The organism is Thetidibacter halocola (assembly GCF_018224955.1).
In the GTDB taxonomy this organism is placed as follows: domain Bacteria; phylum Pseudomonadota; class Alphaproteobacteria; order Rhodobacterales; family Rhodobacteraceae; genus Thetidibacter; species Thetidibacter halocola.
Genome location: NZ_JAGTUU010000006.1, coordinates 94,466 through 118,340 on the forward strand (window position 1 = coordinate 94,466; position 23,875 = coordinate 118,340).

The following is a 23,875-nucleotide window of genomic DNA, read 5'->3' on the forward strand; positions in this document are numbered from 1 at the left end:
AGACCCATGCGCGCATTCCTGATCCTGTCCGTCACGGCCCTGCTGGCCGGATGCATGGACCCCGAAATGCCGGGCCCGCAGGACGGACGCGCCCTGTTCATGGAAAACTGCGCGATCTGCCACGGCGAAAACGGGCGCGGCGATGGCGAAATGGCGCGCAGCATGACCCGGGTCCCCGCCGACCTGACGCTGATCGCCCTGCGCAACGGCGGAACCTTTCCGCGGGCCAAGGTAATGTCCACCGTCGATGGCTATACCCGCTCCAACATCGACCTGCCCGGTATGCCGGAATTCGGTGAGCTGCTGAAAGGCGACCTCGTCCCCTTCGATTCCGGCGACGGCAAGCCGACGCCGACACCGCGCCACCTGGTTGCGCTGGTCGAATACCTTGAAAGCATCCAGCAGGCGCGCTGAACCGTCAGGCCGCCACCGCCTTGCGCACCATGGTCCAGTAGATCTGCTGCACCTCGGGCACCGACAGGCGCCCGCCGCTGCGATACCAGGTGGTAACGCCCGTCAGCATGGCGATCACCGCCAGTGCCGCGATCTTGGCGTCGGACACGTCGAACACGCCCTCGGCCGCGCCCTGCCGCAGGATCGCCTCCAGCTGTCCTTCATACTCCCGGCGCAGCCCCTCGATCACGGCAAAGTTCTCGGGCTCGAGATTGCGCAACTCCATGTAGGAGATGAACACCGCCTCGGGCCGCTCGAGGTGAAAGGCGATGTGGAACCGCACGAAACGTTCCAGCCGGACCAGCGCCCCGCCGGCGTCGCGCAATTCAGCCCGCGCCGCCAGCAGGTCGTCCATGTGCCCGCGCAGCAGCGAGAACAGAAGTGCCTGCTTGTCCGGCGTGTAATTGTAGAGCGCGCCGGCCTGCACCCCGACCTCCGACGCGATCCGGCGCATCGAGACCGCCGCATAGCCATGCTTGGCGAACAGCTGCAACGCCGCCTCGCGCACGCGCGGCCCGGTGATCTCGGAATGACTGCCCTGGGTTCTGGCCATGCGCGCCATGGTTATCTGAACGCACGTTCAGATCAAGCCCGCCGCTTGCCCCGCCGCGAAATCTGCGGCATCACGATGCCATGCGCCTCTTCGCCCCCTGCCTTGCGATCCTGCTCACCGCCTGCACCCAGTTCCCCGAACTGGACGCGGCGGAAACGCCCGGTATCGCCCGCGCACCCTACCCCGCGTTGCTGCCGCTCGACAGCCTGCTGACCGGCCCCACGCCACGCGCCAGCGAAGAGGACATCGCCGCGATCGAGGCCCGCGCCGCAAGGCTGGACGCGCAGGCCGGCCGCCTCGCCACGCACCGCGCAAGCGCCACCGAAGAGGCCCGCATCGCCCTTCTGAAACGCCGGGCCGATGAATTGCGCGCCATCGACTAGGCTTCCTTGGACTGCAAATACTTCGGGGGAGTCGCGCGCAATGCGCGACGGGGGCAGAGGCCCCGCACCCGAGGCCGCAGGCCGAGACATCCCGTGCGCGCCGAAGGCGCGCGCCGCTGGATCACCCCAGGCTCACCCGCACTCCGCCTGCCCGGGCGCTGTCGGCAATCGCGTGGATCACCCGCTCGAAGCCGAGCGCATCCGCCATCGACGGATAGGCCGCGCCGCCGTCCCGGATCGCGGCCAGCAGGTCGCCGGCCTCGATGACCTTCAGGTCGTTGAAGCCCAGTTGATGCCCCGGCGCCGGGACAAAGGCGCCAAAAGGCGGATGCTCCGGCGAAGTGAGGATCGTTCGGAACCCCTGTTCGCCCTTCGGCCCCTCGTTGATGTAAAGCTGAAGCTCGTTCATCCGCTCCTGCGCAAAGCAGATCATGCCCTTCGTCCCGTGCACCTCGACATCCAACCGGTTCTTGCGCCCCCAGGCCGACCGCGATGTGCTGATCGAGCCTTGCGCACCGCTTGCGAACCGCAGGATCGCGGTTGCCGTATCCTCGTTCTCGACCGTCCCGCGACCCGAGCCATCGGGTAGCGGACGGGTCTGGTGGATGATCTGCGTGTCGGCGATCAGGCTTTCGATCGGCCCGCACAGGCCAACCACCAGCGACACCAGGTGACAGCCGAGGTCGCCCAGCGTGCCCAGCCCCGCATCGGCCAGCCGCGCCCGCCAGGTCCAGGCGAGGTCGGGATCGGCCTGATAATCCTCGTCCACCCAGCCGCGCACATGCACCACGCGCCCGATCCGCCCCTCGGCGATCAGTTTCTGCGCGTGGCGGAAGGCCGGGTTGCGGATGTAGTTGTAACCCAGCAGCGTGACGGTGCCCGCCCGCGCGGCGGCTGCGGCCATCTCCTCGGCCTCGGCCAGGGTCAGCGCCATGGGCTTTTCGCACCAGACATGCTTGCCCGCCTCCAGCGCCGCCAGCGCCATGCGGTGATGCAGGTTGTTCGGCGTGGTGATCGAGACCACGTCCACCGCCGGGTCGCGCACCAGCGCCTCCCAGTCGTCGGTGGCCCGGGCGAAACCGAACTGGTCGGCCATGTCCCGCGCCTTGTCGGCGGGCGTATCGCAAAGCAGCTCAAGCCGTGTCTCGGGCAGGTTGCGGCCCAGCACCGCCCGCGCCCCGCGCCAGGCCAGCGCATGCGCCTTGCCCATGAACCCCGTCCCGATCAGACCGATGCCCAGCGGTTTCATCCCGACCTCCCTGCCAGCGTCTGTGCCGCGGTGCCGGATTCCCAGCGGCCGCGCAAGAGAGCGTGGAATGCAAGGAAGGTTTTCCTTGCAACCCATCATTCTGACTGTCATCTGATGATGGCTTTATTTCAAGAAGGACAGGCATGGCCCGTCGCCCCACCATCACCGATGTCGCCGAGGCCGCCGGCGTCAGCGTCGCCACCGTCGACCGGGTTCTGAACGGTCGCGCCCGCGTGCGCGAGGAAACCGCCCGCCGCGTCTACCAGGCGGCGCGCGAGATCGGCTACCATGCCGCCTCGCTCATCGGGCAGCGGATGACGGCGGACCTGCCGGAAATCCGCTTCGGCTTTGTCTTTCACAAGGAACGCCAGGCCTTCTGGCAGGCAATGCGCGCTGCGGCCGAAGCGGCGGTGCAGGCCGCGCCCGGCATCCGTGGCCGGGCCGAATTCGCCTTTGCCACCTCGCAGGCGCCCTCGGAATTCGCCCGCCTCATGAAAGAGATGGCGCGGCGCTGCGACGTGCTGGCCGCCACGGCCGTCGCCCATCACGACGTGACAGAAGCGGTCACGACCGTCCAGGACAGCGGCACGCCCTGTTTCGCCCTGCTCAACGACTTCGCGCAGGGCGTGCGACACAGCTATGCGGGGCTGAACAATCTCAAGGCCGGACGCATCGCCGGGCAGATGCTGGCCACCGCGATCCACAAGCCCGGCAAGATGGCGGTTTTCGTCGGCGGCTATCGCTGGCACGGCCACGAATTGCGCGAAACCGGGTTCCGATCCTACCTGAGGGAATTCGCGCCCGAGTTCTCGGTGCTGGATACGATGGTCAACCTCGAGACCCGGCAACTGACCTACGAGGCGACGCTGAACCTGCTCGACCGGCAACCCGACCTGCGCGGCCTCTATTGCGCCGGCGGCGGGATGGAAGGGGCCATCGCAGCCCTGCGCGAGGTGCGCCGCCCCGGTGATGTGGCGATGGTGGTGCATGAACTAACCCCCGAAAGCCGCGCCGCGCTGGCCGACCGGTATGTGACCATGGCCATCGCCACGCCCTTGTCGCGGCTCTTTGCCGAGACCGTCTCACTGATGAGCGCGGCTGCCCAGTCCGACCGCCCGGCGGTGCCGGGCCAACATTTCCTGAATCCTGACCTCTACCTGCCAGAATCCATCTGATGATGGGATCCCATCATCAGATATGGTCATGAATTCTTGCATCGGTGACAGGAAACCGCCCTCGCCCGATTGACGCGAAGACCCGCGCGCCGCAAACCTCTCGGCAGCCGACGACATGCCCGGAACCCCTGCCATGACCAAGCCGCTCGACGTGATCACCATCGGACGCTCTACTGTCGATCTCTACGGCGCGCAGGTCGGCGGGCGGCTGGAGGACATGGGCTCGTTCCAGAAGTACATCGGCGGGTCACCCACCAACATGGCCGCAGGCACGGCGCGGCTGGGGCTGAAATCAGCTCTGATCACCCGGGTCGGCGACGAGCACATGGGCCGCTTCATCCGCGAGGAACTGGCGCGCGAGGGCGTAGACGTGCGCGGGGTCAGGACCGACCCGGAACGCCTGACCGCGCTGGTCCTGCTTGGCATCCGCGACCAGAGCCAGTTTCCGCTGATCTTCTACCGCGAGAACTGCGCCGACATGGCCTTGGGCGAAGAGGATATCGACCCCGCCTTCATCACCGAGGCGCGCGCCGTCGTCGCCACCGGCACCCACCTGTCGCATCCACGCACAGAGGCTGCGGTGCTGAAGGCGTTGCGCATCGCCCGTGAGAACGGGATGCAGACCGCACTGGACATCGATTACCGCCCGAACCTCTGGGGGCTGGCGGGTCATGGTGCGGGCGAGGAACGGTTCATCGCCTCGCAGAAGGTGACCGAAAAGCTGCAAGCGACGCTGCATCTCTTCGACCTGATCGTCGGCACCGAGGAAGAATTCCACATCGCCGGGGGCAGCACCGATACGATCGAGGCGCTGCGCGAAGTGCGCAAGGTCTCGAACGCGACACTGGTGTGCAAGCGCGGGCCGATGGGCGCCGCGGCGTTTACCGGCGCGATCCCCGATACGCTCGACGAGGGCGAAAGCGGCCCCGGCTTCCCGATCGAGGTGTTCAACGTGCTGGGCGCGGGCGACGGCTTCATGTCCGGGCTGCTCAAGGGCTGGCTCGATGGCGAGGACTGGCCCACCGCGCTGACATACGCCAATGCCTGCGGCGCCTTCGCCGTGTCGCGCCACGGCTGCACCCCCGCCTATCCCAGCTGGGAGGAATTGCAGTTCTTCCTGAAACGCGGCGTCCGCGAAAGGGCGCTGCGCAAGGATGTCGCGCTGGAACAGGTGCACTGGGCGACCAACCGCCGGGGCGACTGGCCGGTGATGCGGGTCTTCGCCTTCGACCACCGGATGCAGATGGAAGAGCTGCCGGGCGCGACCCCCGACAAGATCGGCGCGTTCAAGACGCTCTGCCTCGAGGCCTGCCTTGCCGTGGCGGGCAACCAGCCGGGTTATGGCCTGCTCTGCGATGGCCGGCTGGGGCGCGACGCACTGTTCAAGGCGGCAGGCACGGGCCTGTGGATCGGGCGCCCCGTCGAATGGCCCGGATCGCGCCCGCTGATGCTGGAACCCGAAATCGGGCCGGATTTCGGCGGGTTGTCGGAATGGCCGCTGGAGCACGTGGTGAAATGCCTGTGCTTTGCGCACCCGGACGACGACGCGCAGACCTGGGCACATCACGAGGAAACCGTCCTGCGCCTGTTCCACGCCGCCCGCCGCAACCGGCTGGAATTCCTGCTCGAGGTGATCCCGTCCAAGGTCGGCCCGGTAGATGACACCACGGCAGCGCAGGTGATCCAGCGTTTCTACGACATTGGCGTTTACCCTGACTGGTGGAAGCTGGAGCCGATGACCTCGGACGCCGCATGGTCGGCCGTCGTCGATGCGATCGAGCGCTACGACCGCCACACCCGTGGTATCGTGGTGCTGGGCCTCGCAGCAGAGGAGACTGCGCTGAAGGAAAGTTTCGCCGTCGCCGCACGGCATCCGCTGGTCAAGGGCTTTGCCGTGGGACGCACGATCTTCGGCGCCGCGGCAGAGGCGTGGATGAGCGGCGACATGACCGACCGGCAGGCGGTGACGCACATGGCCGAGAATTTTCGTCGGCTCTGCGGCCACTGGGACGCCGCGCGCGGCTGACCGGGAGGCAAGAAGGGGACGCCCCTGGGAGCCCCGAGGATGTATTGGGCCAGAAGACATACTGGCTAGAGGAGGAGATCATGGCAACGATCCGACTGACCACCGCCCAGGCGATGGTGCGCTGGCTGGCCGCGCAGCAGACCGAAGCGGGCGAAGCCTTCATCGCCGGGTGCTGGGCGATCTTCGGCCATGGCAACGTGGCCGGGCTGGGCGAGGCCCTGTATGGGATGCGCGATGCGCTGCCGACGTATCGCGGCCACAACGAACAGACCATGGCCCATGCCGCCATCGCCTATGCCAAGCAGCTGAAACGGCAGCGTGCGATGATGGTCACGTCCTCGATCGGGCCGGGCGCAACCAACATGGTCACCGCCGCCGCGCTGGCGCATGTGAACCGCCTGCCGGTCCTGTTCGTGCCGGGCGATGTCTTTGCCAGCCGTGGCCCCGACCCCGTGTTGCAGCAGATCGAGGATTTCGGCGACGGCACCGTATCCGCGAACGACTGCTTCCGCCCCGTGAGCCGCTATTTCGACCGGATCAGCCGACCCGAGCACCTGCTGACCGCCCTGCCCCGCGCCATGCGCGTGCTGACCGATCCGGCCGAGTGCGGCCCGGTCACGCTGGCCTTCTGCCAGGACGTGCAGGCCGAGGCCTGGGACTATCCCAAATCCTTTTTCACCCCGCAGACATGGCACCGCCGCCGCCCCCGCCCCGACACGCATGAACTGCATCGCGTCGTGACCGCCTTGCGCGCCGCGAAAAAGCCGGTGATCGTCGCCGGGGGCGGTGTGCACTACGCCGACGCCTGCGAGGAGTTGCAACGCTTCGCCGAGGCGCACCACATCCCCGTGGTCGAGACGCAGGCCGGGAAAAGCGCCCTACCGTGGGACCATCCGCTGAACCTCGGCCCCGTTGGCGTCACCGGGGCTGCCAGCGCCAACGCGGTCTGCGCCGCCGCGGATGTCGTGATCGGTGTCGGCACGCGGTTCCAGGATTTCACCACCGGCAGCTGGGCGCTGTTCCGCAACCCAAACCGCCGGTTGGTCAGCGTCAATGTCGCAGCATACGACGCGATGAAGCACGGCGCGCAGCCCTTGCAGGCGGATGCCAAGGTCGCCCTGACCGAGATGATGCTGGAAATCGGCCCGTGGCAGGCCGACGCACCCGACCCCTCCTTGAAGGCCGACTGGTTTGCAAAGGTCGATCCACTGACCGACGCGCCCGCTGCGCCCTCAAGCAGCGAAGTGGTAGGCCAAAAAGCAGGAGGCAACGCCCTGCCCACCGATCAGCAGGTGATCGGCGCCGTGCAACGCACATCCGGCCCCGACACGGTGGTCATGTGCGCTGCCGGCACCATGCCCGGCGAGTTGCACAAGCTGTGGAAGGCCCCGCGCCCCGGCGCCTATCACATGGAGTACGGCTTCAGCTGCATGGGCTACGAGATTGCCGGCGCCATGGGGATCAAGATGGCCGAACCCGACCGCGACGTGGTCTGCATGCTGGGCGACGGCAGCTACATGATGGCGAATTCGGAACTGGCGACCGCCGTGATGATGGGGATCAAGATCACCGTCGTCATCACCGACAATCGCGGCTTCGGCTGCATCAATCGACTGCAGATGGGCACCGGCGGGGCCGAGTTCAACAACCTAATGGACCACACGGCGCACGTGAACCCGTCGAACATCGACTTTGCCGCCCATGCCGCCAGCATGGGCGCAGCAGCGGTGCATGTCTCGTCCATCGCCGAACTCGAAGCGGCGCTGGCCCGCGCGAAGGACGCCACCGGCCCCTTCGTCGTGGTGATCGACACCGATCCCTATCCCAGCACGCCGCATGGCGGCACCTGGTGGGAGGTCGCCGTGCCCGAGGTTTCCGAACGTCCCCAAGTCACCGAGAAACGCGCCGCCTACGAAGCGGCACTCAAGGAAAGAAACACGCAATGAGCGTCAAGATCGGGATCTCTCCCATCGCGTGGCAGAACGACGACCTGCCGGACCTGACCGCCGCCTTCACGATGGAGCAGGCGCTGAGGGAAAGCGTCGAGATCGGCTATACCGGGGTCGAGCGAGGCCAGCGTATGCCGCATGACACCGAAGGGCTGCGGCGCTACCTCGACGACGCGGGCATCGCGCTCTGCGGCGGCTGGTGTTCCGGAAACCTGCTGGTCAACGACGTGAAACAGGAGATCGAGGCCGTCCGCCAGCAGGTCGAGCAATTCGTCGCCCTGAACAGCCCCTGTATCGTCTATGCCGAGTGTTCCAACACCGTTCAGGGACAGATCGGTACCCCGGTCAACAACCGCCCCAAGCTGACGCGCGACCAGGTCACTGCCTATGCTGTCAAGCTGACCGAACTGGCCAAGTGGATGGCCGACCAGGGCATGCCCATGGCCTACCACCACCACATGGGCTCGATCATCGAGGACGAGGACGACGTCAACTGGCTGATGGAGAGCTCTGGCGAGGCAGTTCAGTTGTGCTTCGACACCGGCCACCTGCTGTTCGGCGGCGGCGACGTGATGCGCACGCTGAACAGCTGGGCCGACCGCGTGCGGCATGTCCACTTCAAGGACATCCGCCCCGAGATCGTGCGGGATGTGCGCGCCAACGACCGCAGCTTCCTCGACGCGGTGATCGCGGGCGCCTTCACCGTGCCGGGTGATGGCTGCATCGACTTCCAGCAGGTCGCGGACAAGCTGAAGGCGATGGGCTATTCCGGCTGGATCGTGGTCGAGGCCGAACAGGACCCGGCCAAGGCGCCGCCCTACGAATACTCGAAGAAGGGCTACGAGCACATCGTCGAGGTCTGCGCCCGCGCCGGCCTGACCATCGCGCGATGAGCCTCAAGGACGCCTTCGACGTCCGCCACCCGGTCTTCAAGCCGATCTGGCGCCGGGTGGCCGTAGTCGTCGTGACTTATGGCTGGGCGGGTTTCGAGGCGTTTCACGGCAACACCTGGTGGGCGGTTCTCTTCGCCGCCGCCGGGACGTGGTGCGCGCACCAGTTCTTCGTAGCCTGGGACAGGCCCGGGCGCGACGACAAGACGGAATGAGGTGAAAGGGGCCGACATGACCGACCTTCTGAGAAAACCCGCCGGCCAGACCGGCCGCGTGCATCACATCACGCCGGATACGGCCCGGTCGTCCGAGGCGCCCGACTGGGCCTTTGTCGGATTCGACCTGTGGCGGCTGCAACCGGGCGAGGTTGCGCAGGACGACACTGGCGACACCGAGGTGATCCTCGTGCTGGTCGAGGGCCGAGCGCATATCACCGGCGCAGGCCGCGACTTTGGCGAACTGGGCGAGCGGATGAGCGTCTTCGAGCGCATCCCGCCGCACTGCGTCTACATTCCCGGCGGGCAGTCCTGGCAGGCCGTGGCCACCACCGCCTGCACGCTGGCCGTCTGCACCGCTCCCGCTCGCGGAAATCACCCCGCGCAGGTGATCGGCCCCGAAGGCATCGGCCAGGTGACGCGCGGCAAGGGCGCCAACACCCGCTACATCCACCCCATCGCGATGGAGGAACGCGATGTCGCCGGCAGCCTGCTGGTGACAGAGGTCTATACGCCCTCGGGCCACTGGTCCTCCTACCCGCCGCACAGGCATGACGAGGACGACTTTCCGAACATGACATATCTCGAGGAGACTTATTACCACCGGCTGAACCCGGCGCAGGGCTATGGCCATCAGCGGGTCTTTACCGAGGATGGCAGCCTCGACGTGACGATGTCTGTCAGCGATCACGACGTGGTGCTGGTGCCCAGGGGCCACCATCCCTGTGCCGCGCCCTACGGCTACGAGATGTATTACCTCAACGTCATGGCCGGGCCGCTGCGCAAGTGGCGCTTCCAAAACCATCCCGACCACGACTGGATCGCGCAGCGCGACGCCTGACGACACCAGAGCGCGGCGCCCCGCCGCTTCATCTTGCCTGGTAAACTCCGGGGGAGTCGCGGAACGCGACGGGGGCAGCGCCCCCTTCCTCGGCAGGACACCGGTGCGCCGCCGCAATAGTCCTTGATCGGCAGCAGCAAACCTGTCCCAATGACCGCATGGATCACCTGGAAAACCCCTTTCGCCGCCAAGGCCTCGATCATCCCGCCCTCTCGGGCGTTCCCTTTCCCGCCGCCGACTCTACAGCCACTCGCGCTCTGCTTGCCCGCTGTCCCCGTGCCGCCGAAACGCCCCTTGTCTCGGCCGAGACGCTGGCCGACATCGCCGGTATCCGCAGCCTCTGGGTCAAGGACGAACGCACGCGCATGGGTCTGGGCAGCTTCAAGGCGCTGGGCGCGGCAAACGTGATCGCCCATGATGGCGCGAAGGGAGAGGCGCGCGGCCGCACCTACATCGCCGCCAGCGCCGGCAATCACGGCCTGTCTGTCGCCGCGGGCGCCGCGGCCTTCGGCGCCAGGGCGTGCATCTACCTTTCCCACACCGTGCCCGAAACCTTTGCCCAGCGCCTGCAGGCAGAAGGCGCCGAGGTCGTCCGCGCCGGCGCCGTCTATGAGGACAGCATGACCGCCGCCGCCGAGGCCGCGACACGCGGCGAGGGCGTGTTGCTGTCGGATTCCTCCTGGCAAGGCTACACGGACGCGCCCCACCTTCTGATGGAGGGCTACACCGTCCTGATGGACGAGGCGCTGGACCGGATGCCGGAACCGCCCACCCATGTCCTGCTTCAGGCCGGTGTCGGCGGGCTGGCCGCTGCCGCCGCCGCGGTGGCGCGCGGCAGGCTGGGCGACGGGCCGACGATCGCCGTGGTGGAACCCACCGCTGCACCCGCGCTGTTCGCCTCGATCCAGGCCGGCGCGCCGGTCACGACACAGGGCCCGGTCTCGATCATGGGGCGGCTCGACTGCAAGGAACCCTCGCTTATCGCGCTCAAGGGGCTGGCGCGGGACGCCGACCTGTTCCTGACGATCACCGAGGACGAGGCGCGCCAGGGCACCGACACCGCCACCCGTCACCGCCTCGCCTCGACCCCCTCGGGCGCCGCCGGCATCGCGGCCCTGCTGGCCATGGACCGCCAGACGCGGACCACCTTCGGGCTCGACGGGAAATCCCGCGTCCTCACCGTTCTCTCCGAGGAAGCCGGGGCATGACCCTATTGCTGCCGCCGACCGAATATCACGCAAGGCGCGACCGCTTGCAGGCGCTGATGGCGACACGGGGTCTGGACGCGCTGCTGCTGACCACCGACTCCGACATCCGCCACGTTACCGGCTTCCTCACACGCTTCTGGGAAAGCCCGACGCGCCCTTGGTTCATCGTCGTTCCGGCCAGCGGCAACCCCGTGGCGGTCATCCCCTCGATCGGCGCACACCTGATGGGACAGGGCTGGATCGCCGACATCCGCACCTGGTCCTCGCCCGACTACGAGGACGATGGCGTCTCGCTTCTTGCCGCGGCCCTGGCCGAGACCGTGCCTCCGGGCGGCGCGATCGCCGCGCCGGATCACGACGGCACCCATTTGCGCATGCCGCTGGCAGACTGGGCGCGGCTTCAGGCCCTGCTACCCGACCGCCGCTTTGCCGGCGACGGAGGCACGATGCGCATCGCCCGCATGGTGAAGTCCGAGGCCGAGATCGCCCTGATTCGCCAGTCCTGCGCCATCGCCGGCCGCGCCTTTGCCCGCGTGTCCGAGATCGCGGCAGAAGGCGTGCCGCTCGAAACCGTGTTCCGCCGCTTTCAGGCTCTCTGCCTCGAGGAGGGCGCCGACTGGGTGCCCTACGTGGCAGGCGCCTCCGCGCCGGGCGGCTATGGCGACGTGATATCGCCCGCGACCGACGTGCCGCTGGCACGGGGGGACGTGCTGATGCTCGACACCGGGCTGATCCGGCAGGGCTATTTCTGCGATTTTGACCGGAACTACAGCGTGGGACAGCCGAGTGCTGAGGTCGCTCGCGGCCATGCCACGCTGGTCGAGGCAACGCAGGCCGCTTTTGACGCCGCCCGCCCCGGCGCCACCGCCGCCGACCTGTTCCACGTCATGGCGCGGATCGTCGGCGAAACCGATGCCGGTCGCCTGGGCCACGGACTTGGCATGCAACTGACCGAACCGCCCTCGCTGATCCCCGCCGACCAAACGGTTCTCGAACCCGGCATGGTGCTGACGCTGGAACCCGCCGTCACGCTCGGTCCGGGCCGCATCCTCGTGCACGAGGAAAACATCGTCATCCGCGAGACAGGGCCCGAGTGGCTCTCGCCCCCCGCCCCGCTCGAGATACCGGTGATATGACCGCCCTGCCGCACCGTCTGACCACGGACCGCGCCCCGCAACTGGGCCTGATCGTGCTGCAAAGCGACGAGACGATCGAGCTCGACTTCCGCCGCCTGTTGCCGGAAAAGGCCGAACTGCTGGTCAGCCGGATCCCCTCGGGGGCCGAGGTCACGCCCGAGACGCTGGCTGCGATGGAGGGCGACCTCGCCCGCGCGGCAAGCCTGTTCCCGCAAGGTGTCGCACTCGCCAGCCTCGGCTATGCCTGCACCTCCGGCGCGGCGCAGATCGGCCCCGAGACGGTCTCGGACCACCTGCGCGCCGTGCATCCAGGGGCCGAACCCACAAACCCCGTCATTGCCCTCATAGCCGCCTGTCGCGCGTTGGGCATAAACCGCCTCGCAGTGCTCTCGCCCTATATCGAGCCGGTCTCGCGCAAGCTCTTCGACCGGCTCGATACCGCGGGCATCGCCACGCCGGTGTTCGGCAGTTTCGAAATCGCCGACGAGGCCCGCGTCGCCCGCATCGACACCGCCTCCATCATTGCAGCGGCCACGACCCTCGCTGAACAGGGTGGCTTCGACGCGCTGTTCCTCAGTTGCACCAACCTGCGCACGCTCGACGCCATCCCCGCGCTCGAGGCCCAGACCGGCCTGCCGGTCCTGTCGTCAAATCTGGTCCTCGCCTGGCACATGGCACAGCTGGCGGGCATCGACACGTCCGCGACCGCCCCGGGCCGCCTTCTGTCTTCTTCCGGCTGAAAGTATCCCGGGGAGTGCGAGGGGCAGAGCCCCTCGCCGGCCAAGCGCAGCGCAGGCCAGAGGCCGAAGGCGCAGCCGGAGGACGCGACATCCTGCGCGCGCCGCAGGCGCGCCCTGCCGGATCAGCCCGGCAACACCTTGCCCGGGTTCAGGATGCCGTTCGGGTCCAGCGCCGCCTTGATCGCCCGCATCGCCGCCAGCGCGACCGGATCCTTGCGCCGCCGCATCGAGTTCAGCTTGGCCACGCCCACACCATGCTCGGCCGAGAACGATCCGCCCAGACGCAGCACCTCGTCCTCCACGGCCTCGGTGATCGCGTCCTTCAGCCCCGCATCGTCGCGCGACGGCCAGGCCGAGTAATGCACGTTGCCATCGCCCAGGTGCGAGACGTTGATCGCCACCGCGCCCGCGTCCAGCCCCGCAAGCCGCCCCTGCATCGCCTCGAGGAACACCGCCACCCGGTCGGTCGCCACGGCGATGTCGCACAGCACGATGGGCTTGCGCGACATGGTGATCTCGGCCGCTGCCTCGCGCCTTGCCCAGAAGGCCCGCCGTTGCGCCTCGGACTGCGCCACCGTGGCGTCCAGAACGGCGCCCTCCTCCAGCAGGTCGGCCAGCACGCCCTCAAGATAGGCGGCCACCGGAATCACGCCGTCTGCATCGGATTCCACGTCGCGTGGCGCGGTGGCACCAACCTCGACCAGGAGGTTCACGTCAAACCGGGTATCGAAGGGTTCCTGCGCCTCGGGATGCATCTCGGCGTAGCGATCCATGAAGACCCGGTCCATGTATTCAAACGCCTCGACCGCGCCTCCCGTCGCCTCCTGCAAGCGGTTCAGCAGCCGCAGCGCCTGCGGCAGCCCCGGTGCGGCAACCATGGCCGTCGCAAAGGCGCGGGGCCTTGGCACCAGCTTCAGAACCGCCGCCGTGATTACGCCCAAAATGCCCTCGGAGCCGATCAGCAGGTGTTTCAGGTTCAGGCCGGAGTTGTCCTTGTGCAGCGCGCTCATCAGGTTGACGACTCGGCCATCGGCCAGCACCGCCTCGATCCCCAGCACCAGGTCGCGCGTGTTGCCGTAGCGCAGCACGTTGGACCCGCCCGCATTGGTCGCCAGCATCCCCCCGATCATGCAGGAGCCGCGCGCGCCGAAGGTCATCGGAAAGGCCAGCCCGTGCTGCTCTGCCGCCGTGTGCAGCGTGGACAGGATCACGCCCGCCTCGACCACCGCCAGCCGGGCGTCCGAGCGGATCTCGCGAATGCGGTTCATCCGGTCGAGCGACAGCATCACCGCGCCTTCGCCCAGCGTGCCGCCCGCCAGCCCGGTGTTGCCTGAAACCGGCACCACTGGCACACGGGCCGCGTTGCACAGGCGCAGCGCGTCGGAAACACCGGCGGTGTCGCGCGGCCGGATAACGCAAAGCGGCGTCCAGGCATGTTGCCCGGTCCAGTCCCGGCACCACGGCGCCATGTCGGCGCCGGTCGTCACGCAATCCGCGCCCAGCGCCGCCGTCAGGTCGTCAAGGATCATTCCGGCACCGAAAAGGTCAGCGAAGCCCAGAGGCTTTCCCAGACCGGGTCGCCCTCGGCCGCGGGCTGCAACTCGCGCATCACGACGTGATCGGCGAGATACATGTGGCCGGGACGCACCACCAACAGGGCGCGACCCTCGGCATCGGTTCGGGTCGTCGTCACCGCGACAGAGCCATCCGCCGCCCGCTCGAACAGTTCGACCTGCACATCGGCCTGCGGCGCGCCCTGGTAGAAGACCTGCACCGGCATCCCGCCCGACACGTCGTCGGTATAGGGATTGGCCAGCGCCACGATCTCGACCTCGAGCCCGGCATTGACGTCCTGCCCGGCGCCGTCGCCCACCGCGATCAGCGCCTTGGCATGGCGCGAATAGGTCTCGCGAAAGCCGGTCTGCGGCAGGCCGCGGGCGGTGTGCCGGTCGATGACCTCGACGAAATCCTTGTGCGCACAGAAGGCGGTGAACTTCTCCCATTCGCTGTAGGTCAGATTGTAGTCCTTCGTGACATGCACCACGGTTGCCAGCCCGTCGCCCGGCGGCGCCATGTTCAGCGCGGGCCGGTCGCCCGGGCGCCCGCTGACGGCGATGGTCTCGCCGCCCTGAACGATCTCGAAGCGGCGAAAATTCGGCGGAACATAGGAGTAGGCCGCGCCCTCCAGCGTCTCGCCCACGCGGATATCGGCGCGCAGCGCCTCTCCCGCCGGCACCTGCCAGGCCTCGGCATCGATCCAGAACTCATGCGCCGATGCCGTTCCGGCCCAGAGCATGGCAAGCAGCACCGCTGCGCGCATCCTTCCCCCTTTCAGGCCTGCGCGAGGCGCGTCAGGCCGTGTTCTTCAGACGGTTTTCCAACTCGGTGGCAAGACCCGCCATCCGCTTGCGGAACTTCTTGTCCAGCTGCGTCTTGCCCAGCTTCAGCGACTGCACCAGCAACCGCGCCGACAGGGTCTTGGGCACCAGGACGGTGGTCATGGTAATCCGCGTGCTGGTCTTTGACAGGGCCACCAGTTCAAACGTGGTGTCGGCCTCCAGCCCGCCGGAGATGCTGTGAAAGCTCATCCGCTCGGGCGGCGCGTACTCCGTCATGGCAATGGTCAGCCCGCGTTCCTTGCCGCGGAAGGTCACGGTTGCCTCCCAGGTCATGCCCTTGCCGGGCTCAGTCAGGCTGTCCTTGCGTTCAACGAGGGCCCCGCGGCGCAGCGCGCGCCGCTGGATCGCGTCGAAATTGCTCATGTCCGCAAACACGCGCTCGATCGGCGCCTCGACATCCTCCCTGGCGATCAGTTCCATGTCCGCTCTGCCCTCTTGCTGTTCTGCCTGCCGCGCCGTTCCGCGTCCTCACGGAAAATAGCGCAGCCGGCGCGGTTATTCCAACGTATCCGACAGCCAGTGGCGCAAAAGGTAATGCGCGATGGCGCCCTTGCGCGCCGGCAGCATGTCGGTGCTGAGGCCGGCAAACACATCCGCCAGCGCCTCGCGCGTTATCCAGCGCGCGTCCTCCAACTCTGCCGGGTCGAGTTGGATCTCGTCGTCCAGCGCCTCGCCGTGACAGCCGATCATAAGCGATGCGGGAAAGGGCCAGGGCTGCGAGGCGACATAGCGGACGCGACCCACCGCGATGCCCGCTTCTTCCATGACCTCGCGGCGGACGGCGGCCTCGGGCGTCTCGCCCGGCTCGACAAAGCCCGCGAGGCAGGAATACATGCCCTCGGGCCAGCCCGGCGAGCGGCCCAGCAGGCAACGGTTGCCGCGCGTGATCAGCATGATGACCACCGGATCGGTGCGTGGGAAATGATGCGCGCCACAGCTGGCGCAAACCCGTTGCCAGCCCGCCTGCTGCATGTCCGACACCGCGCCGCAGCGGGCGCAGAAGCCGTGCGTCGCATGCCAGCCGCGGATCGCCTTGGCCGTGGCGGCCAGTTCGGCGTCGCGCGGGCTGAGCCAGGTCATCACCCGGCGCAACTCGACAAAGCGCTGGCCCGGCGCGCAGGCGGGATGCGTCTGCTCGGTCGGATCGGCGAAGCCACCCAGCAGGGCCGCGTCCAGGTCGGGCGGAGCCCAGCCCGAGATGTCGTGGCAGAACACGGCCTCGCCGTTCTCGCGGCCCAGAAGGATGACACCGTCGCGTGCGTCGGCGAGAACCGGGTGATCCAGCGGCATGCGTGCCAGCCTTGCATCGCGATCGTCCAGCCCCTCGACCAGCGGCTTGCCCCGCCACAGCACGACTGTCCGCGCGCCGGGCGACTGCATGGCCTCGACCTGCGCCGCCACGTCCGTGCGCAAGTCTGCCGCCCGGTCCAGCCCGGACCCGCCGAATGTCACCTGATCCATGCCCGAGCTCCGCTCTTGTCCTCGGCGGCACCCTGCCCGCAACTGCAGCGGAAGGCAAACGGGCCTTGGAGGGCAAATCGGCCCGGATGGGCGCTCCAATTCGCTCTCATGCATGGACATTACCCGCCATGCGTGTATCAGATTGTGTTAATCGCGCGTGATTACGCGCGCGGCGAGAGAAATCGGATGACGCGGCACCCCCGTGTCGAACCGGGCGGAGTGCGATCAAGGATGCGTCAGACGGACTTCCCGCAGGAACAGCTTGCCGGTTCGACCCTGCGGCTTCGGTTGCTTGCGACGTCCGACCTCCACGCCGCGATCCGGGCCTACGACTATTTCGGCGACCGCCCGGCAGAGGGGGGCGGGCTGACCCGGCTGGCGACCCTGATCCGCGCTGCGCGGGCCGAGGCAGAGGTTGGCAACACCCTGCTTTTCGACAATGGCGACCTGCTTCAAGGCAACCTGCCGGGCGACTACACGGCGCAGGCGGCGCCCACGCTGAACCCGATCGTCGAGGCGCTGAACGCGCTGGACACTGACGCGGCGACCCTGGGAAACCACGATTTCAACTTTGGCCTCGACTACCTGGAAGGGGCGCTGCAAAGCGCGGCCTATCCGGTGGTCTGCGCCAACATCGTGCGCCGGCGCGGGCCGACGCCGGACCTGGATACGCCTTTCGTACCGCCCTTTGCCCTCTTGCGGCGGCGGATGCGGGACGAGACCGGGGCGCTGCACGACCTGTGCATCGGGGTCCTGGGCCTGATCCCGCCGCAGACCGTGACCTGGGAAGGCGGCAAGCTGGACGGGGCGCTGGACTCGCGCGACGTGCTCGAGGCCGCGCGGGCGCACCTGCCCCGGCTGCGTGCTGCCGGCGCCGATGTCGTCGTGGTGCTGGCCCATGGCGGGCTTGGCCTCGACCACCGGGCGGAAGGGCCGGAAAACGCCTGCCTTGCGCTGGCCCGCATGGGCGGGATCGACGCGTTGGTGATGGGGCACGTGCATGGCGTGTTTCCCGAAACCACGCCCCCGCGAACGGCGCGACACCCCGAGGTCGATCCCGGTCTCGGCACCGTCGCCGGGATTCCGGCGGTGATGCCGGGGATGCAGGGCTCACATCTCGGGGTGATCGACCTGCGGCTGGCGCATGACCCGCGGACCGGACGCTGGCGTGTGACCGGATCGCGGGCCGAGGCGCGCCCCGTCGCGGCGCGCGACGGCACCGGCGCCATACGCCCGCTGGTCGCCGAGGATCCCGCGATCGAGACGCTGACGCGCCCGCTGCACGAGGCGACACTCGACCACATGCGACAGACGGTGACGCGCACAGCGCGGCCACTGGTCAGCTACTTCACCATGATCGGCTGCGACCCCGCGCTCGAGACTGTGACAGGCGCAATGCGGAGCTTCCTGCGCGAGCACCTGCGCGGCACCGAGTTCGAGATGCTTCCCGTGCTCGCCGCCGCCGCACCGATGAAGGCCGGCGAACTGGGCGGGCCCGATCATTTCACCGACGTTCCGGCGGGTGCGGTGGCGCTGCGCGACCTGTCCGATCTCTATCCCTTTCCCGACCGCCTGCACGCGCTGGTGTTGACCGGGGCGGACCTGCGCGCCTGGCTGGAGGTCACGGCCAGCGCCTACAACCGCGTCAGGCCCGGCAGCCGGGATGCCGAATTGCTGGATGGGCGCATCCCCGGATACGCGCGCGACACGATCGACGGACTGAACTATCGCATCGACCTGTCACGGCCGCACGGACATCACCGGGACGGGCGGGTGCTGGACCTGACCTGCAATAGCAGACCTGTGCAGGACAACGACCGTTTCGTGATGGCGGTGAACAACCATCGCGCCTCGGGCGGACGGAGCCTGCCGGGCACCGGGCCCGGGCGGTCGGTGATGCGTTTCGCCACCCCGATCCCCGAGATCGTGCGCGCCTACCTCGACAGCGACCCGCCCCCGGCGCGACATCCACCCTGGGGCTTTGCGCCGTTGCGCGACACGACCGTCCTTTTCCGCACCGGGCCAGGGGCAGAGCGGCACCTCGACCTGCTGCGCGGCCGCCGGGTCGAGCCGCGCGGCACCGATCCAGAGGGTTTTCGCCTCTACAGTCTGAACCTGGACGACAGGCCCTAGCCCAAGGGCCCGGTCAGCCAAAGCTTTACCGTGAGCCCGCCATGCGCAACCGGCGGGCCAGCGGGACCAAAAGGCAGGCCCGTGGCCTTGGCCAGCCCGCCATCCGAGGTGACGATGCCGACGCGCCAGCCGGAGAACCGCTCTTTCAGCACCGCGCCGAGGCTGCCGTATAGCGCGAACAGCAGCTTGCGGTTGCCGATGCGCTCGCCGTAGGGCGGGTTGACCATGACAAGGCCGGGCGGGCCGTCGGGGCGCTGCAACGCACCAACCGGCGCACGAGTAAAACGGCACAAATCAGCCACGCCCGCCCGTTCTGCGTTCGCAACGGCGCCCCGGATCGCGCCATCGTCGCGGTCTGAGCCATGGAACAGCAGGTCCGTGTCGCGCGGCGCAACCGCCTTCATCGCGGCAAAGGCCGCCGGGTCGAAACTGCCGAAGGTCTCGAAGGCAAAGCTGCGCGAGCGGCCGGGCAGCAGGCCGCGGGCGACCTCTGCCGCCTCGAGCACGAAGGTGCCCGAGCCGCACATCGGATCGACCAATGGCTCTGTCCCGTCAAAGCCGGCCTCGCGCAGGAACAGCGCGGCCAGGGTCTCGCGCATCGGCGCCTTGCCGACAAAGGTCTTGTGCCCACGCCGATGCAATGGCTCGCCCGAGGTGTCGAGGCTGATGACCGCAAGATCATCCTCGATCCGCAACATGACGCGGATCGGCGCGTCCTCGCCCTCGGCGATCGGGGCACCCACGGTTTCGGCGATGGCGCGCTCGATCCGCTGGCGGGCGGCGCGATCGTGATAGATCTTCGACTGGCGGCAGGTGGCCTCGACCCGCACGGGCAGGTCCGGGCGCAGATGCGCGGCCCAGTCGACCTTGCGCGCGCGCTTGTCCAACTGCGCCAGGTGCATCGCGCGGAAACTGGCGATCCGCGCCAGGACCCGCCCCGCGCCCCTCAGCACCAGATTGGCGCGCCACACGTCCGGCCAGCTACCCTGCAAGGTTACGCCGCCGGGAACCGCCACCGGTTCGGCGAATCCGGCCTCGCGCACTTCGGCCAGCAGGGCGCCTTCCAGCCCCGGCTGCGCCGCCAGAAAGATCTCGAATGACTCCATGCTCCCGGCTTATCCGCCTTTGGCGGGCAAGGCGAGGGGCTGTTGCAATGACGCGTCGTGTCGATTACATAACCGGTCGAGAGGTTGGCGCGGGCAGGCGCCTCGCCAACCCGGTCAGGTCCGGAAGGAAGCAGCCGTAACGAGCCCCGTCTGGGTCGCTGTCCAGCCTCTCACCATCTCCCGCTCAGTCCTCGTGACGCACAAAGACCGCCGGCTGGCGTTCTGCAGCCATGGCCCAAGCCATCTGCTCATCCGTCTCGATGGCGCAGGGGCGAATGCCGCGCAGCCGGGCCAGCGCCTCGTCCGGCGCTTCGCCCGCCTCGACCATCAACCGCAGCGCCACCATGCCCGAGCGGCCGCAGCCACCCCGGCAATGCACCAGAACGCGCCCGCCACCCAGAAGCGCCCGCCGCAGTTGTGCCGAGACGCTGGCCCAGGTCTCGGCCACCGTGGCGTCGGGCACGCCGAAGTCCTTGATCGGCAGGTGTAGCCAGCGGGTGCCCTTGTCCTGGATGTGATGGCCCAGGTTCTGCGCCCCCGACTCGAACAACTCCAGCGCCGTCACCAGCGACACGACGAAGGCCGGACGCCAGGCGGCGATATGGTCGAGGTCGCCCGCATAGTCGCCGCCCGCCCCGGGCAAGGGCGCGAGGGCAAGGATGCCACCGCCGACCGGCAGGGCGTGGATCACCACCGCTTCAGAGACGTTGAGCCCCGAAGGTGTCACAGTCATCGACCATGCCCCTTTCGTATCCGGTCGCGAACCAGCGCGACCGCTGTTCCGACGTGCCATGGGTAAATGTATGCGGTTGCGGCTCGCGCCCGGCGCGGCTTTGCAGGTAGTCGTCGCCGATCCGGCGCGCGGCGTTCAGCGCCTCGTCGAGGTCGCCCGGTTCCAGCAGGCCGTCGACATTGCGCGCCCAGACACCCGACAGGCAATCGGCCATCAGCTCCAGCCGAACGGTCAGCCCATTGGCCTGCGCTTCGGTCGCCTGCTGGCGGGCGGCGTTGACCTCGGGCAGCAGGCCAATCTCGTTCTGGACGTGATGGGCCACCTCGTGCGCGATGACATAGGCCGCGGCGAAATCGCCCTTGGCGCCCAGCTGGCGCGACAGGAAGGCGAAGAAGGCTGTGTCGAGATAGGCCTTTTCATCGGTCGGGCAGTAGAACGGGCCCGTCGCCCCCGTGGCGCCGCCACAGGGCGAGGCCGTCTGGCCTGAGAACAGCACCAGCACAGGCGGCGTGTATTCCATGTCCAGCTGCGCCGGAAAGATGTCGGACCAGACCACTTCGGTCGTGCCCAGGACGCGGGCGGCGAAATCGGCGGCGCGCTCCTCCTCGGGTCTCAGTTCGCGCGGTTGGGTCTGCCCCCCGCCGCTGCCCGTGGCCTGCAACAGCGGTGTCACGTCGATCCCGGCGAAATAGCCGATCGCCAGAACCACAAGCAGACCGACCCCTCCCAGACCGGCCCCCCGTGCGCTGCCACCGCTGCGGCGGCGATCTTCGATGTTGCTGCTGCGGCGGACATTGCGCAGACGCATGCTCAATCACTCCCTGAAACGCAGGAGATAATACACGGAAAACCGCGTGGGCCTACCGTTTTGTTGACCTCTCAGCGGCAGGCCCGATGCTTGACGTGCGCCGGGCAATCGCTAGGGTCCGCGCGGTTCCTGCCCAGTGTGAGAGATCCATGCCCGCGCGCCCGCTGCCGCACCCAATGCCCCGATGCCGCACGGCCCGTCCGCGCGGCGCACGGGACTGACCGCATGGCGCGCCGCGCGCTCAGCCTTCAGGCCTATCTCGCCTACGGGCGCGGCCCGGTTGTGTCCGACATGGCGGCGCTGCCCGACCGCCCCAAGGGGCCGGGCGTGCTGCTGATGGCCGAGGATCGTGAGAACGGGCGCGCCCTGGCGGGTCTTGGTGCACGGCTGTTGCAGCAGATGCCGGAACTGACCCTGTTTTGTGCCGGAGCGGTTCCGCTCTGCGGTGGCGCGGTTGCGGTGTCCCTGCCACCCGACCGGTCCGCCGATTGCGCCGCCTTCGTGGCGTCGCTGGCGCCGGTGGCGGCGATCTCGGCCGGGCAGGCGCTGCGCCCTGCGCTACTGGATGCGCTGGCCGAAGCACGGGTGCGCCTGCTGGCGATCAACGCCGCCGACGCGGCATTTATCACACCCGCGCCGCGCTGGATCCCCGATCCGGCCCCGGCGGCGCTGGCGCTGTTCGACGTGATCCACGCCATCGACACCGGCGCTGCCCGCCGGCTGCGCCGGCTCGGGGTCGAGCCCGCCAGCATCCGGCCGGCGGGGCGGCTGGTGGACGCGGGCATGCCACTGGACTGCTCGGACCGGCTGCATTCCGAGATGTCGCGCACGCTGGCCTCGCGGCCGGTCTGGCTGGCCGCGTACCTGCGCGCCGACGAGGCGGATTCGGTCCTGCGGGCGCATCGGCAGGCGGTGCGGCTGGCGCATCGTCTGTTGCTGGTCGCGGTGCCCGCCACGCGCGAGGATGCCCCCGCCCTGCGCAACGCCTGCACCGACCTGTCCCTGCGCGCTGTCTGCTGGGAGGAGGGCGGGCTGCCCGACGAGACGACGCAGGTCCTGCTGACCGAGGGCACCGAGGACCTGGGCCTGTGGTATCGCCTCGCGCCGCTGACCTTCCTCGGCAGTTCGCTGGTGTCGGGCCATGGCGGGCGCGACCCCTACGAGGCGGCGGCGCTGGGCACGGCGATCCTGTATGGTCCGAACGTCGGGCACTGGCTGGACGCCTATTCCCGGCTGGTGACGGCGGGTGCGGCACGGATCGTGCGCGACGCGGATTCGCTGGCCGCCGCCGTCACGCACCTGATCGCGCCGGACCAGACGGCGGCGATGGCCCATGCGGGATGGGACGTGGTCAGCCAGGGCGCGGCGCTGGTCGATGCGGTGATCGCCGACGTCGCCGCCGCGCTGGAAGCGAGGAAGGCCTGATGCGTCCACCCCGCTTCTGGTCGAACCCGCCCGAGGCGCCGGGCTGGCAGGCGCGGCTGCTGGCGCCGCTGGGTGCGCTGACCGCGCGTGCCACCGCGGCGCGCGTTGCCCGCCCGCCAGGGTTCCGCGCTCCTGTCCCGGTGATCTGCGTCGGCAACGTGAACGCCGGCGGCACCGGCAAGACGCCCACCGTGATCGCCCTGATGCTGAGGCTGATGGCGCGCGGCGTGACGGCGCATGTGGTCTCGCGCGGCTATGGCGGGCGCGAGGTCGGGCCGCTGCGCGTCGACCCGAACATGCACTCCGCCGAGGACGTGGGCGACGAGCCGCTGCTGCTAGCCGCCTTCGGCCCGGTCTGGGTGGCGAAAGACCGCGCCGAGGGCGCGCGAGCCGCGGTGCAGGCCGGGGCGCAGGCGCTGATCCTTGACGACGGGTTCCAGAACCCCTCGGTCGCCAAGGACCTGTCGATCATCGTGGTGGATGCGGTGGCGGGGTTCGGCAATGGGCGCTGCCTGCCTGCCGGTCCACTGCGCGAGCCGGTGGCGGCGGGCATGGCGCGGGGCGACCTGGTGCTGTCGATCGGGGCCGAAGGCGCGCAGGGCCGGTTCACGCAGACCTGGGGCGATGCCATCACCCTGCCCCGCGTCACCGGGCATCTGGCGCCCTTGCAGACCGGCATGGACTGGGACGGGCTGCCGACACTGGCCTTTGCCGGGATCGGCCATCCCGAGAAATTCTTTGCCACGCTGCGCGCGCTTGGCGCCGACCTGCGGCGGGGCGAGGCGCTGGAGGATCACCAGCCGCTGACCAATGCCCTGATGGCGCGGCTGGAGGCCGAGGCGCGGGCGCTGGGCGCGCAATTGGTCACAACGGAAAAGGACGCGGTGCGCCTGCCCGCGTCCTTTCGGCAAAAGGTGCTGACCCTGCCCGTCCGCCTGGAGATCGACGACTGGGGCCTGATCGATGCCGCCCTCGACCGGCTTGGCCTCTGA

23 protein-coding genes and 1 other RNA gene are annotated in these 23,875 nt (G+C 68.7%); 15 read left to right on the top strand and 9 right to left on the bottom strand.

The window, feature by feature from the left end:
- Nucleotides 1-6 precede the first annotated feature (6 nt).
- A complete protein-coding gene (locus KB874_RS15185; protein WP_212537405.1) occupies nucleotides 7-414 on the top strand; it encodes a c-type cytochrome in 408 nt (135 codons plus the stop codon).
- 4 nt (nucleotides 415-418) lie between these two features.
- Here KB874_RS15185 and KB874_RS15190 read toward each other — a convergent pair whose 3' ends face one another.
- On the bottom strand, nucleotides 419-1,006 hold the full coding sequence (locus KB874_RS15190) for a TetR/AcrR family transcriptional regulator (protein ID WP_212537406.1): 588 nt from the start codon (nucleotides 1,004-1,006) through the stop codon (nucleotides 419-421).
- Nucleotides 1,007-1,086: 80 nt separating this feature from the next.
- Between KB874_RS15190 and KB874_RS15195 the strand changes: the two genes are divergently transcribed.
- Nucleotides 1,087-1,389, top strand: coding sequence for a hypothetical protein (locus KB874_RS15195; RefSeq protein WP_249200535.1), 303 nt, complete (start codon nucleotides 1,087-1,089; stop codon nucleotides 1,387-1,389).
- Between the two features lie 121 nt (nucleotides 1,390-1,510).
- Here the strand turns inward: KB874_RS15195 and KB874_RS15200 are convergent, their stop codons facing one another.
- Nucleotides 1,511-2,638 carry a Gfo/Idh/MocA family protein gene (locus KB874_RS15200; RefSeq protein WP_212537407.1) on the bottom strand — a complete coding sequence of 376 codons (1,128 nt, stop codon included), beginning with the start codon at nucleotides 2,636-2,638 and terminating at the stop codon, nucleotides 1,511-1,513.
- A 143-nt stretch (nucleotides 2,639-2,781) separates the two neighbouring features.
- Here KB874_RS15200 and KB874_RS15205 point away from each other — a divergent pair, with 143 nt between their 5' ends.
- From KB874_RS15205 to KB874_RS15245, 9 genes are all read left to right on the top strand, one after another.
- Nucleotides 2,782-3,813: a LacI family DNA-binding transcriptional regulator gene (locus KB874_RS15205; RefSeq protein ID WP_212537408.1), complete on the top strand. Its 1,032-nt coding sequence runs from the start codon at nucleotides 2,782-2,784 to the stop codon at nucleotides 3,811-3,813.
- 133 nt (nucleotides 3,814-3,946) lie between these two features.
- A complete protein-coding gene (locus KB874_RS15210; protein WP_212537409.1) occupies nucleotides 3,947-5,839 on the top strand; it encodes a bifunctional 5-dehydro-2-deoxygluconokinase/5-dehydro-2-deoxyphosphogluconate aldolase in 1,893 nt (630 codons plus the stop codon).
- 80 nt (nucleotides 5,840-5,919) lie between these two features.
- On the top strand, nucleotides 5,920-7,785 hold the full coding sequence (gene iolD, locus KB874_RS15215; RefSeq protein WP_212537410.1) for a 3D-(3,5/4)-trihydroxycyclohexane-1,2-dione acylhydrolase (decyclizing): 1,866 nt from the start codon (nucleotides 5,920-5,922) through the stop codon (nucleotides 7,783-7,785).
- Nucleotides 7,782-8,681 carry a myo-inosose-2 dehydratase gene (gene iolE, locus KB874_RS15220; protein ID WP_212537411.1) on the top strand — a complete coding sequence of 300 codons (900 nt, stop codon included), beginning with the start codon at nucleotides 7,782-7,784 and terminating at the stop codon, nucleotides 8,679-8,681. Before iolD ends, iolE begins: the two co-directional genes overlap by 4 nt.
- The gene (locus tag KB874_RS15225) at nucleotides 8,678-8,893 is read left to right on the top strand and encodes a hypothetical protein (RefSeq protein ID WP_212537412.1); all 216 of its coding nucleotides are present in this window, start codon (nucleotides 8,678-8,680) and stop codon (nucleotides 8,891-8,893) included. Before iolE ends, KB874_RS15225 begins: the two co-directional genes overlap by 4 nt.
- A gap of 16 nt (nucleotides 8,894-8,909) precedes the next feature.
- Nucleotides 8,910-9,734 carry a 5-deoxy-glucuronate isomerase gene (gene iolB / locus KB874_RS15230; protein WP_212537413.1) on the top strand — a complete coding sequence of 275 codons (825 nt, stop codon included), beginning with the start codon at nucleotides 8,910-8,912 and terminating at the stop codon, nucleotides 9,732-9,734.
- 158 nt (nucleotides 9,735-9,892) lie between these two features.
- Nucleotides 9,893-10,942, top strand: coding sequence for a pyridoxal-phosphate dependent enzyme (locus tag KB874_RS15235; RefSeq protein WP_212537414.1), 1,050 nt, complete (start codon nucleotides 9,893-9,895; stop codon nucleotides 10,940-10,942).
- Nucleotides 10,939-12,078: a M24 family metallopeptidase gene (locus KB874_RS15240; protein ID WP_212537415.1), complete on the top strand. Its 1,140-nt coding sequence runs from the start codon at nucleotides 10,939-10,941 to the stop codon at nucleotides 12,076-12,078. Before KB874_RS15235 ends, KB874_RS15240 begins: the two co-directional genes overlap by 4 nt.
- Complete coding sequence (locus KB874_RS15245; RefSeq protein ID WP_212537416.1) at nucleotides 12,075-12,818, top strand: maleate cis-trans isomerase family protein; 744 nt, start codon at nucleotides 12,075-12,077, stop codon at nucleotides 12,816-12,818. The genes KB874_RS15240 and KB874_RS15245 overlap by 4 nt, the downstream gene beginning before the upstream one ends.
- Nucleotides 12,819-12,940: 122 nt before the next feature.
- On the opposite strand, the gene KB874_RS15250 is transcribed toward KB874_RS15245, so the two are convergent.
- From KB874_RS15250 to nudC, 4 genes are all read right to left on the bottom strand, one after another.
- A complete protein-coding gene (locus tag KB874_RS15250; protein WP_212537417.1) occupies nucleotides 12,941-14,347 on the bottom strand; it encodes an FAD-binding oxidoreductase in 1,407 nt (468 codons plus the stop codon).
- A complete protein-coding gene (locus KB874_RS15255; protein WP_212537418.1) occupies nucleotides 14,344-15,138 on the bottom strand; it encodes a DUF4198 domain-containing protein in 795 nt (264 codons plus the stop codon). Before KB874_RS15255 ends, KB874_RS15250 begins: the two co-directional genes overlap by 4 nt.
- 31 nt (nucleotides 15,139-15,169) lie before the next feature.
- Nucleotides 15,170-15,637 (bottom strand): SRPBCC family protein, encoded by a 468-nt coding sequence (locus KB874_RS15260; RefSeq protein ID WP_212537419.1) that lies wholly within the window; start codon nucleotides 15,635-15,637, stop codon nucleotides 15,170-15,172.
- A gap of 75 nt (nucleotides 15,638-15,712) precedes the next feature.
- A complete protein-coding gene (gene nudC / locus KB874_RS15265; protein WP_212537420.1) occupies nucleotides 15,713-16,678 on the bottom strand; it encodes an NAD(+) diphosphatase in 966 nt (321 codons plus the stop codon).
- Between the two features lie 231 nt (nucleotides 16,679-16,909).
- On the opposite strand from nudC, the gene KB874_RS15270 reads away from it, so the two are divergent.
- On the top strand, nucleotides 16,910-18,811 hold the full coding sequence (locus KB874_RS15270; RefSeq protein WP_212537421.1) for a bifunctional 2',3'-cyclic-nucleotide 2'-phosphodiesterase/3'-nucleotidase: 1,902 nt from the start codon (nucleotides 16,910-16,912) through the stop codon (nucleotides 18,809-18,811).
- Here KB874_RS15270 and KB874_RS15275 read toward each other — a convergent pair.
- On the bottom strand, nucleotides 18,808-19,917 hold the full coding sequence (locus tag KB874_RS15275) for a THUMP domain-containing class I SAM-dependent RNA methyltransferase (protein ID WP_212537422.1): 1,110 nt from the start codon (nucleotides 19,915-19,917) through the stop codon (nucleotides 18,808-18,810). The two genes, KB874_RS15270 and KB874_RS15275, sit on opposite strands and share 4 nt — an antisense overlap.
- A 78-nt stretch (nucleotides 19,918-19,995) precedes the next feature.
- Between KB874_RS15275 and ffs the strand changes: the two genes are divergently transcribed.
- An RNA gene (ffs, locus tag KB874_RS15280) (signal recognition particle sRNA small type) lies at nucleotides 19,996-20,092 on the top strand.
- A 9-nt stretch (nucleotides 20,093-20,101) separates the two neighbouring features.
- Here the strand turns inward: ffs and KB874_RS15285 are convergent.
- Both KB874_RS15285 and ypfJ read right to left on the bottom strand, forming a co-directional pair.
- A complete protein-coding gene (locus KB874_RS15285) occupies nucleotides 20,102-20,650 on the bottom strand; it encodes a protein-tyrosine phosphatase family protein (RefSeq protein ID WP_212537423.1) in 549 nt (182 codons plus the stop codon).
- Entirely contained in the window at nucleotides 20,616-21,458 is an 843-nt protein-coding gene (gene ypfJ / locus KB874_RS15290; protein WP_212537424.1) for a KPN_02809 family neutral zinc metallopeptidase, read from the bottom strand. The genes KB874_RS15285 and ypfJ overlap by 35 nt, the downstream gene beginning before the upstream one ends.
- Nucleotides 21,459-21,683: 225 nt before the next feature.
- On the opposite strand from ypfJ, the gene KB874_RS15295 reads away from it, so the two are divergent.
- Nucleotides 21,684-22,883 (top strand): 3-deoxy-D-manno-octulosonic acid transferase, encoded by a 1,200-nt coding sequence (locus KB874_RS15295; protein WP_212537425.1) that lies wholly within the window; start codon nucleotides 21,684-21,686, stop codon nucleotides 22,881-22,883.
- Nucleotides 22,883-23,875: a tetraacyldisaccharide 4'-kinase gene (gene lpxK, locus KB874_RS15300; RefSeq protein WP_212537426.1), complete on the top strand. Its 993-nt coding sequence runs from the start codon at nucleotides 22,883-22,885 to the stop codon at nucleotides 23,873-23,875. The genes KB874_RS15295 and lpxK overlap by 1 nt, the downstream gene beginning before the upstream one ends.

Bases quoted from the DNA above. Each gene is read 5' to 3' on its own strand.
- KB874_RS15185 (WP_212537405.1), top strand. From the start codon at position 7: ATGCGCGCATTCCTGATCCTGTCCGTCACGGCCCTGCTGGCCGGATGC.
- KB874_RS15190 (WP_212537406.1), bottom strand. From the start codon at position 1,006: ATGGCCAGAACCCAGGGCAGTCATTCCGAGATCACCGGGCCGCGCGTG.
- KB874_RS15195 (WP_249200535.1), top strand. From the start codon at position 1,087: ATGCGCCTCTTCGCCCCCTGCCTTGCGATCCTGCTCACCGCCTGCACC.
- KB874_RS15200 (WP_212537407.1), bottom strand. From the start codon at position 2,638: ATGAAACCGCTGGGCATCGGTCTGATCGGGACGGGGTTCATGGGCAAG.
- KB874_RS15205 (WP_212537408.1), top strand. From the start codon at position 2,782: ATGGCCCGTCGCCCCACCATCACCGATGTCGCCGAGGCCGCCGGCGTC.
- KB874_RS15210 (WP_212537409.1), top strand. From the start codon at position 3,947: ATGACCAAGCCGCTCGACGTGATCACCATCGGACGCTCTACTGTCGAT.
- iolD (WP_212537410.1), top strand. From the start codon at position 5,920: ATGGCAACGATCCGACTGACCACCGCCCAGGCGATGGTGCGCTGGCTG.
- iolE (WP_212537411.1), top strand. From the start codon at position 7,782: ATGAGCGTCAAGATCGGGATCTCTCCCATCGCGTGGCAGAACGACGAC.
- KB874_RS15225 (WP_212537412.1), top strand. From the start codon at position 8,678: ATGAGCCTCAAGGACGCCTTCGACGTCCGCCACCCGGTCTTCAAGCCG.
- iolB (WP_212537413.1), top strand. From the start codon at position 8,910: ATGACCGACCTTCTGAGAAAACCCGCCGGCCAGACCGGCCGCGTGCAT.
- KB874_RS15235 (WP_212537414.1), top strand. From the start codon at position 9,893: ATGGATCACCTGGAAAACCCCTTTCGCCGCCAAGGCCTCGATCATCCC.
- KB874_RS15240 (WP_212537415.1), top strand. From the start codon at position 10,939: ATGACCCTATTGCTGCCGCCGACCGAATATCACGCAAGGCGCGACCGC.
- KB874_RS15245 (WP_212537416.1), top strand. From the start codon at position 12,075: ATGACCGCCCTGCCGCACCGTCTGACCACGGACCGCGCCCCGCAACTG.
- KB874_RS15250 (WP_212537417.1), bottom strand. From the start codon at position 14,347: ATGATCCTTGACGACCTGACGGCGGCGCTGGGCGCGGATTGCGTGACG.
- KB874_RS15255 (WP_212537418.1), bottom strand. From the start codon at position 15,138: ATGCGCGCAGCGGTGCTGCTTGCCATGCTCTGGGCCGGAACGGCATCG.
- KB874_RS15260 (WP_212537419.1), bottom strand. From the start codon at position 15,637: ATGGAACTGATCGCCAGGGAGGATGTCGAGGCGCCGATCGAGCGCGTG.
- nudC (WP_212537420.1), bottom strand. From the start codon at position 16,678: ATGGATCAGGTGACATTCGGCGGGTCCGGGCTGGACCGGGCGGCAGAC.
- KB874_RS15270 (WP_212537421.1), top strand. From the start codon at position 16,910: ATGCGTCAGACGGACTTCCCGCAGGAACAGCTTGCCGGTTCGACCCTG.
- KB874_RS15275 (WP_212537422.1), bottom strand. From the start codon at position 19,917: ATGGAGTCATTCGAGATCTTTCTGGCGGCGCAGCCGGGGCTGGAAGGC.
- KB874_RS15285 (WP_212537423.1), bottom strand. From the start codon at position 20,650: ATGACTGTGACACCTTCGGGGCTCAACGTCTCTGAAGCGGTGGTGATC.
- ypfJ (WP_212537424.1), bottom strand. From the start codon at position 21,458: ATGCGTCTGCGCAATGTCCGCCGCAGCAGCAACATCGAAGATCGCCGC.
- KB874_RS15295 (WP_212537425.1), top strand. From the start codon at position 21,684: ATGGCGCGCCGCGCGCTCAGCCTTCAGGCCTATCTCGCCTACGGGCGC.
- lpxK (WP_212537426.1), top strand. From the start codon at position 22,883: ATGCGTCCACCCCGCTTCTGGTCGAACCCGCCCGAGGCGCCGGGCTGG.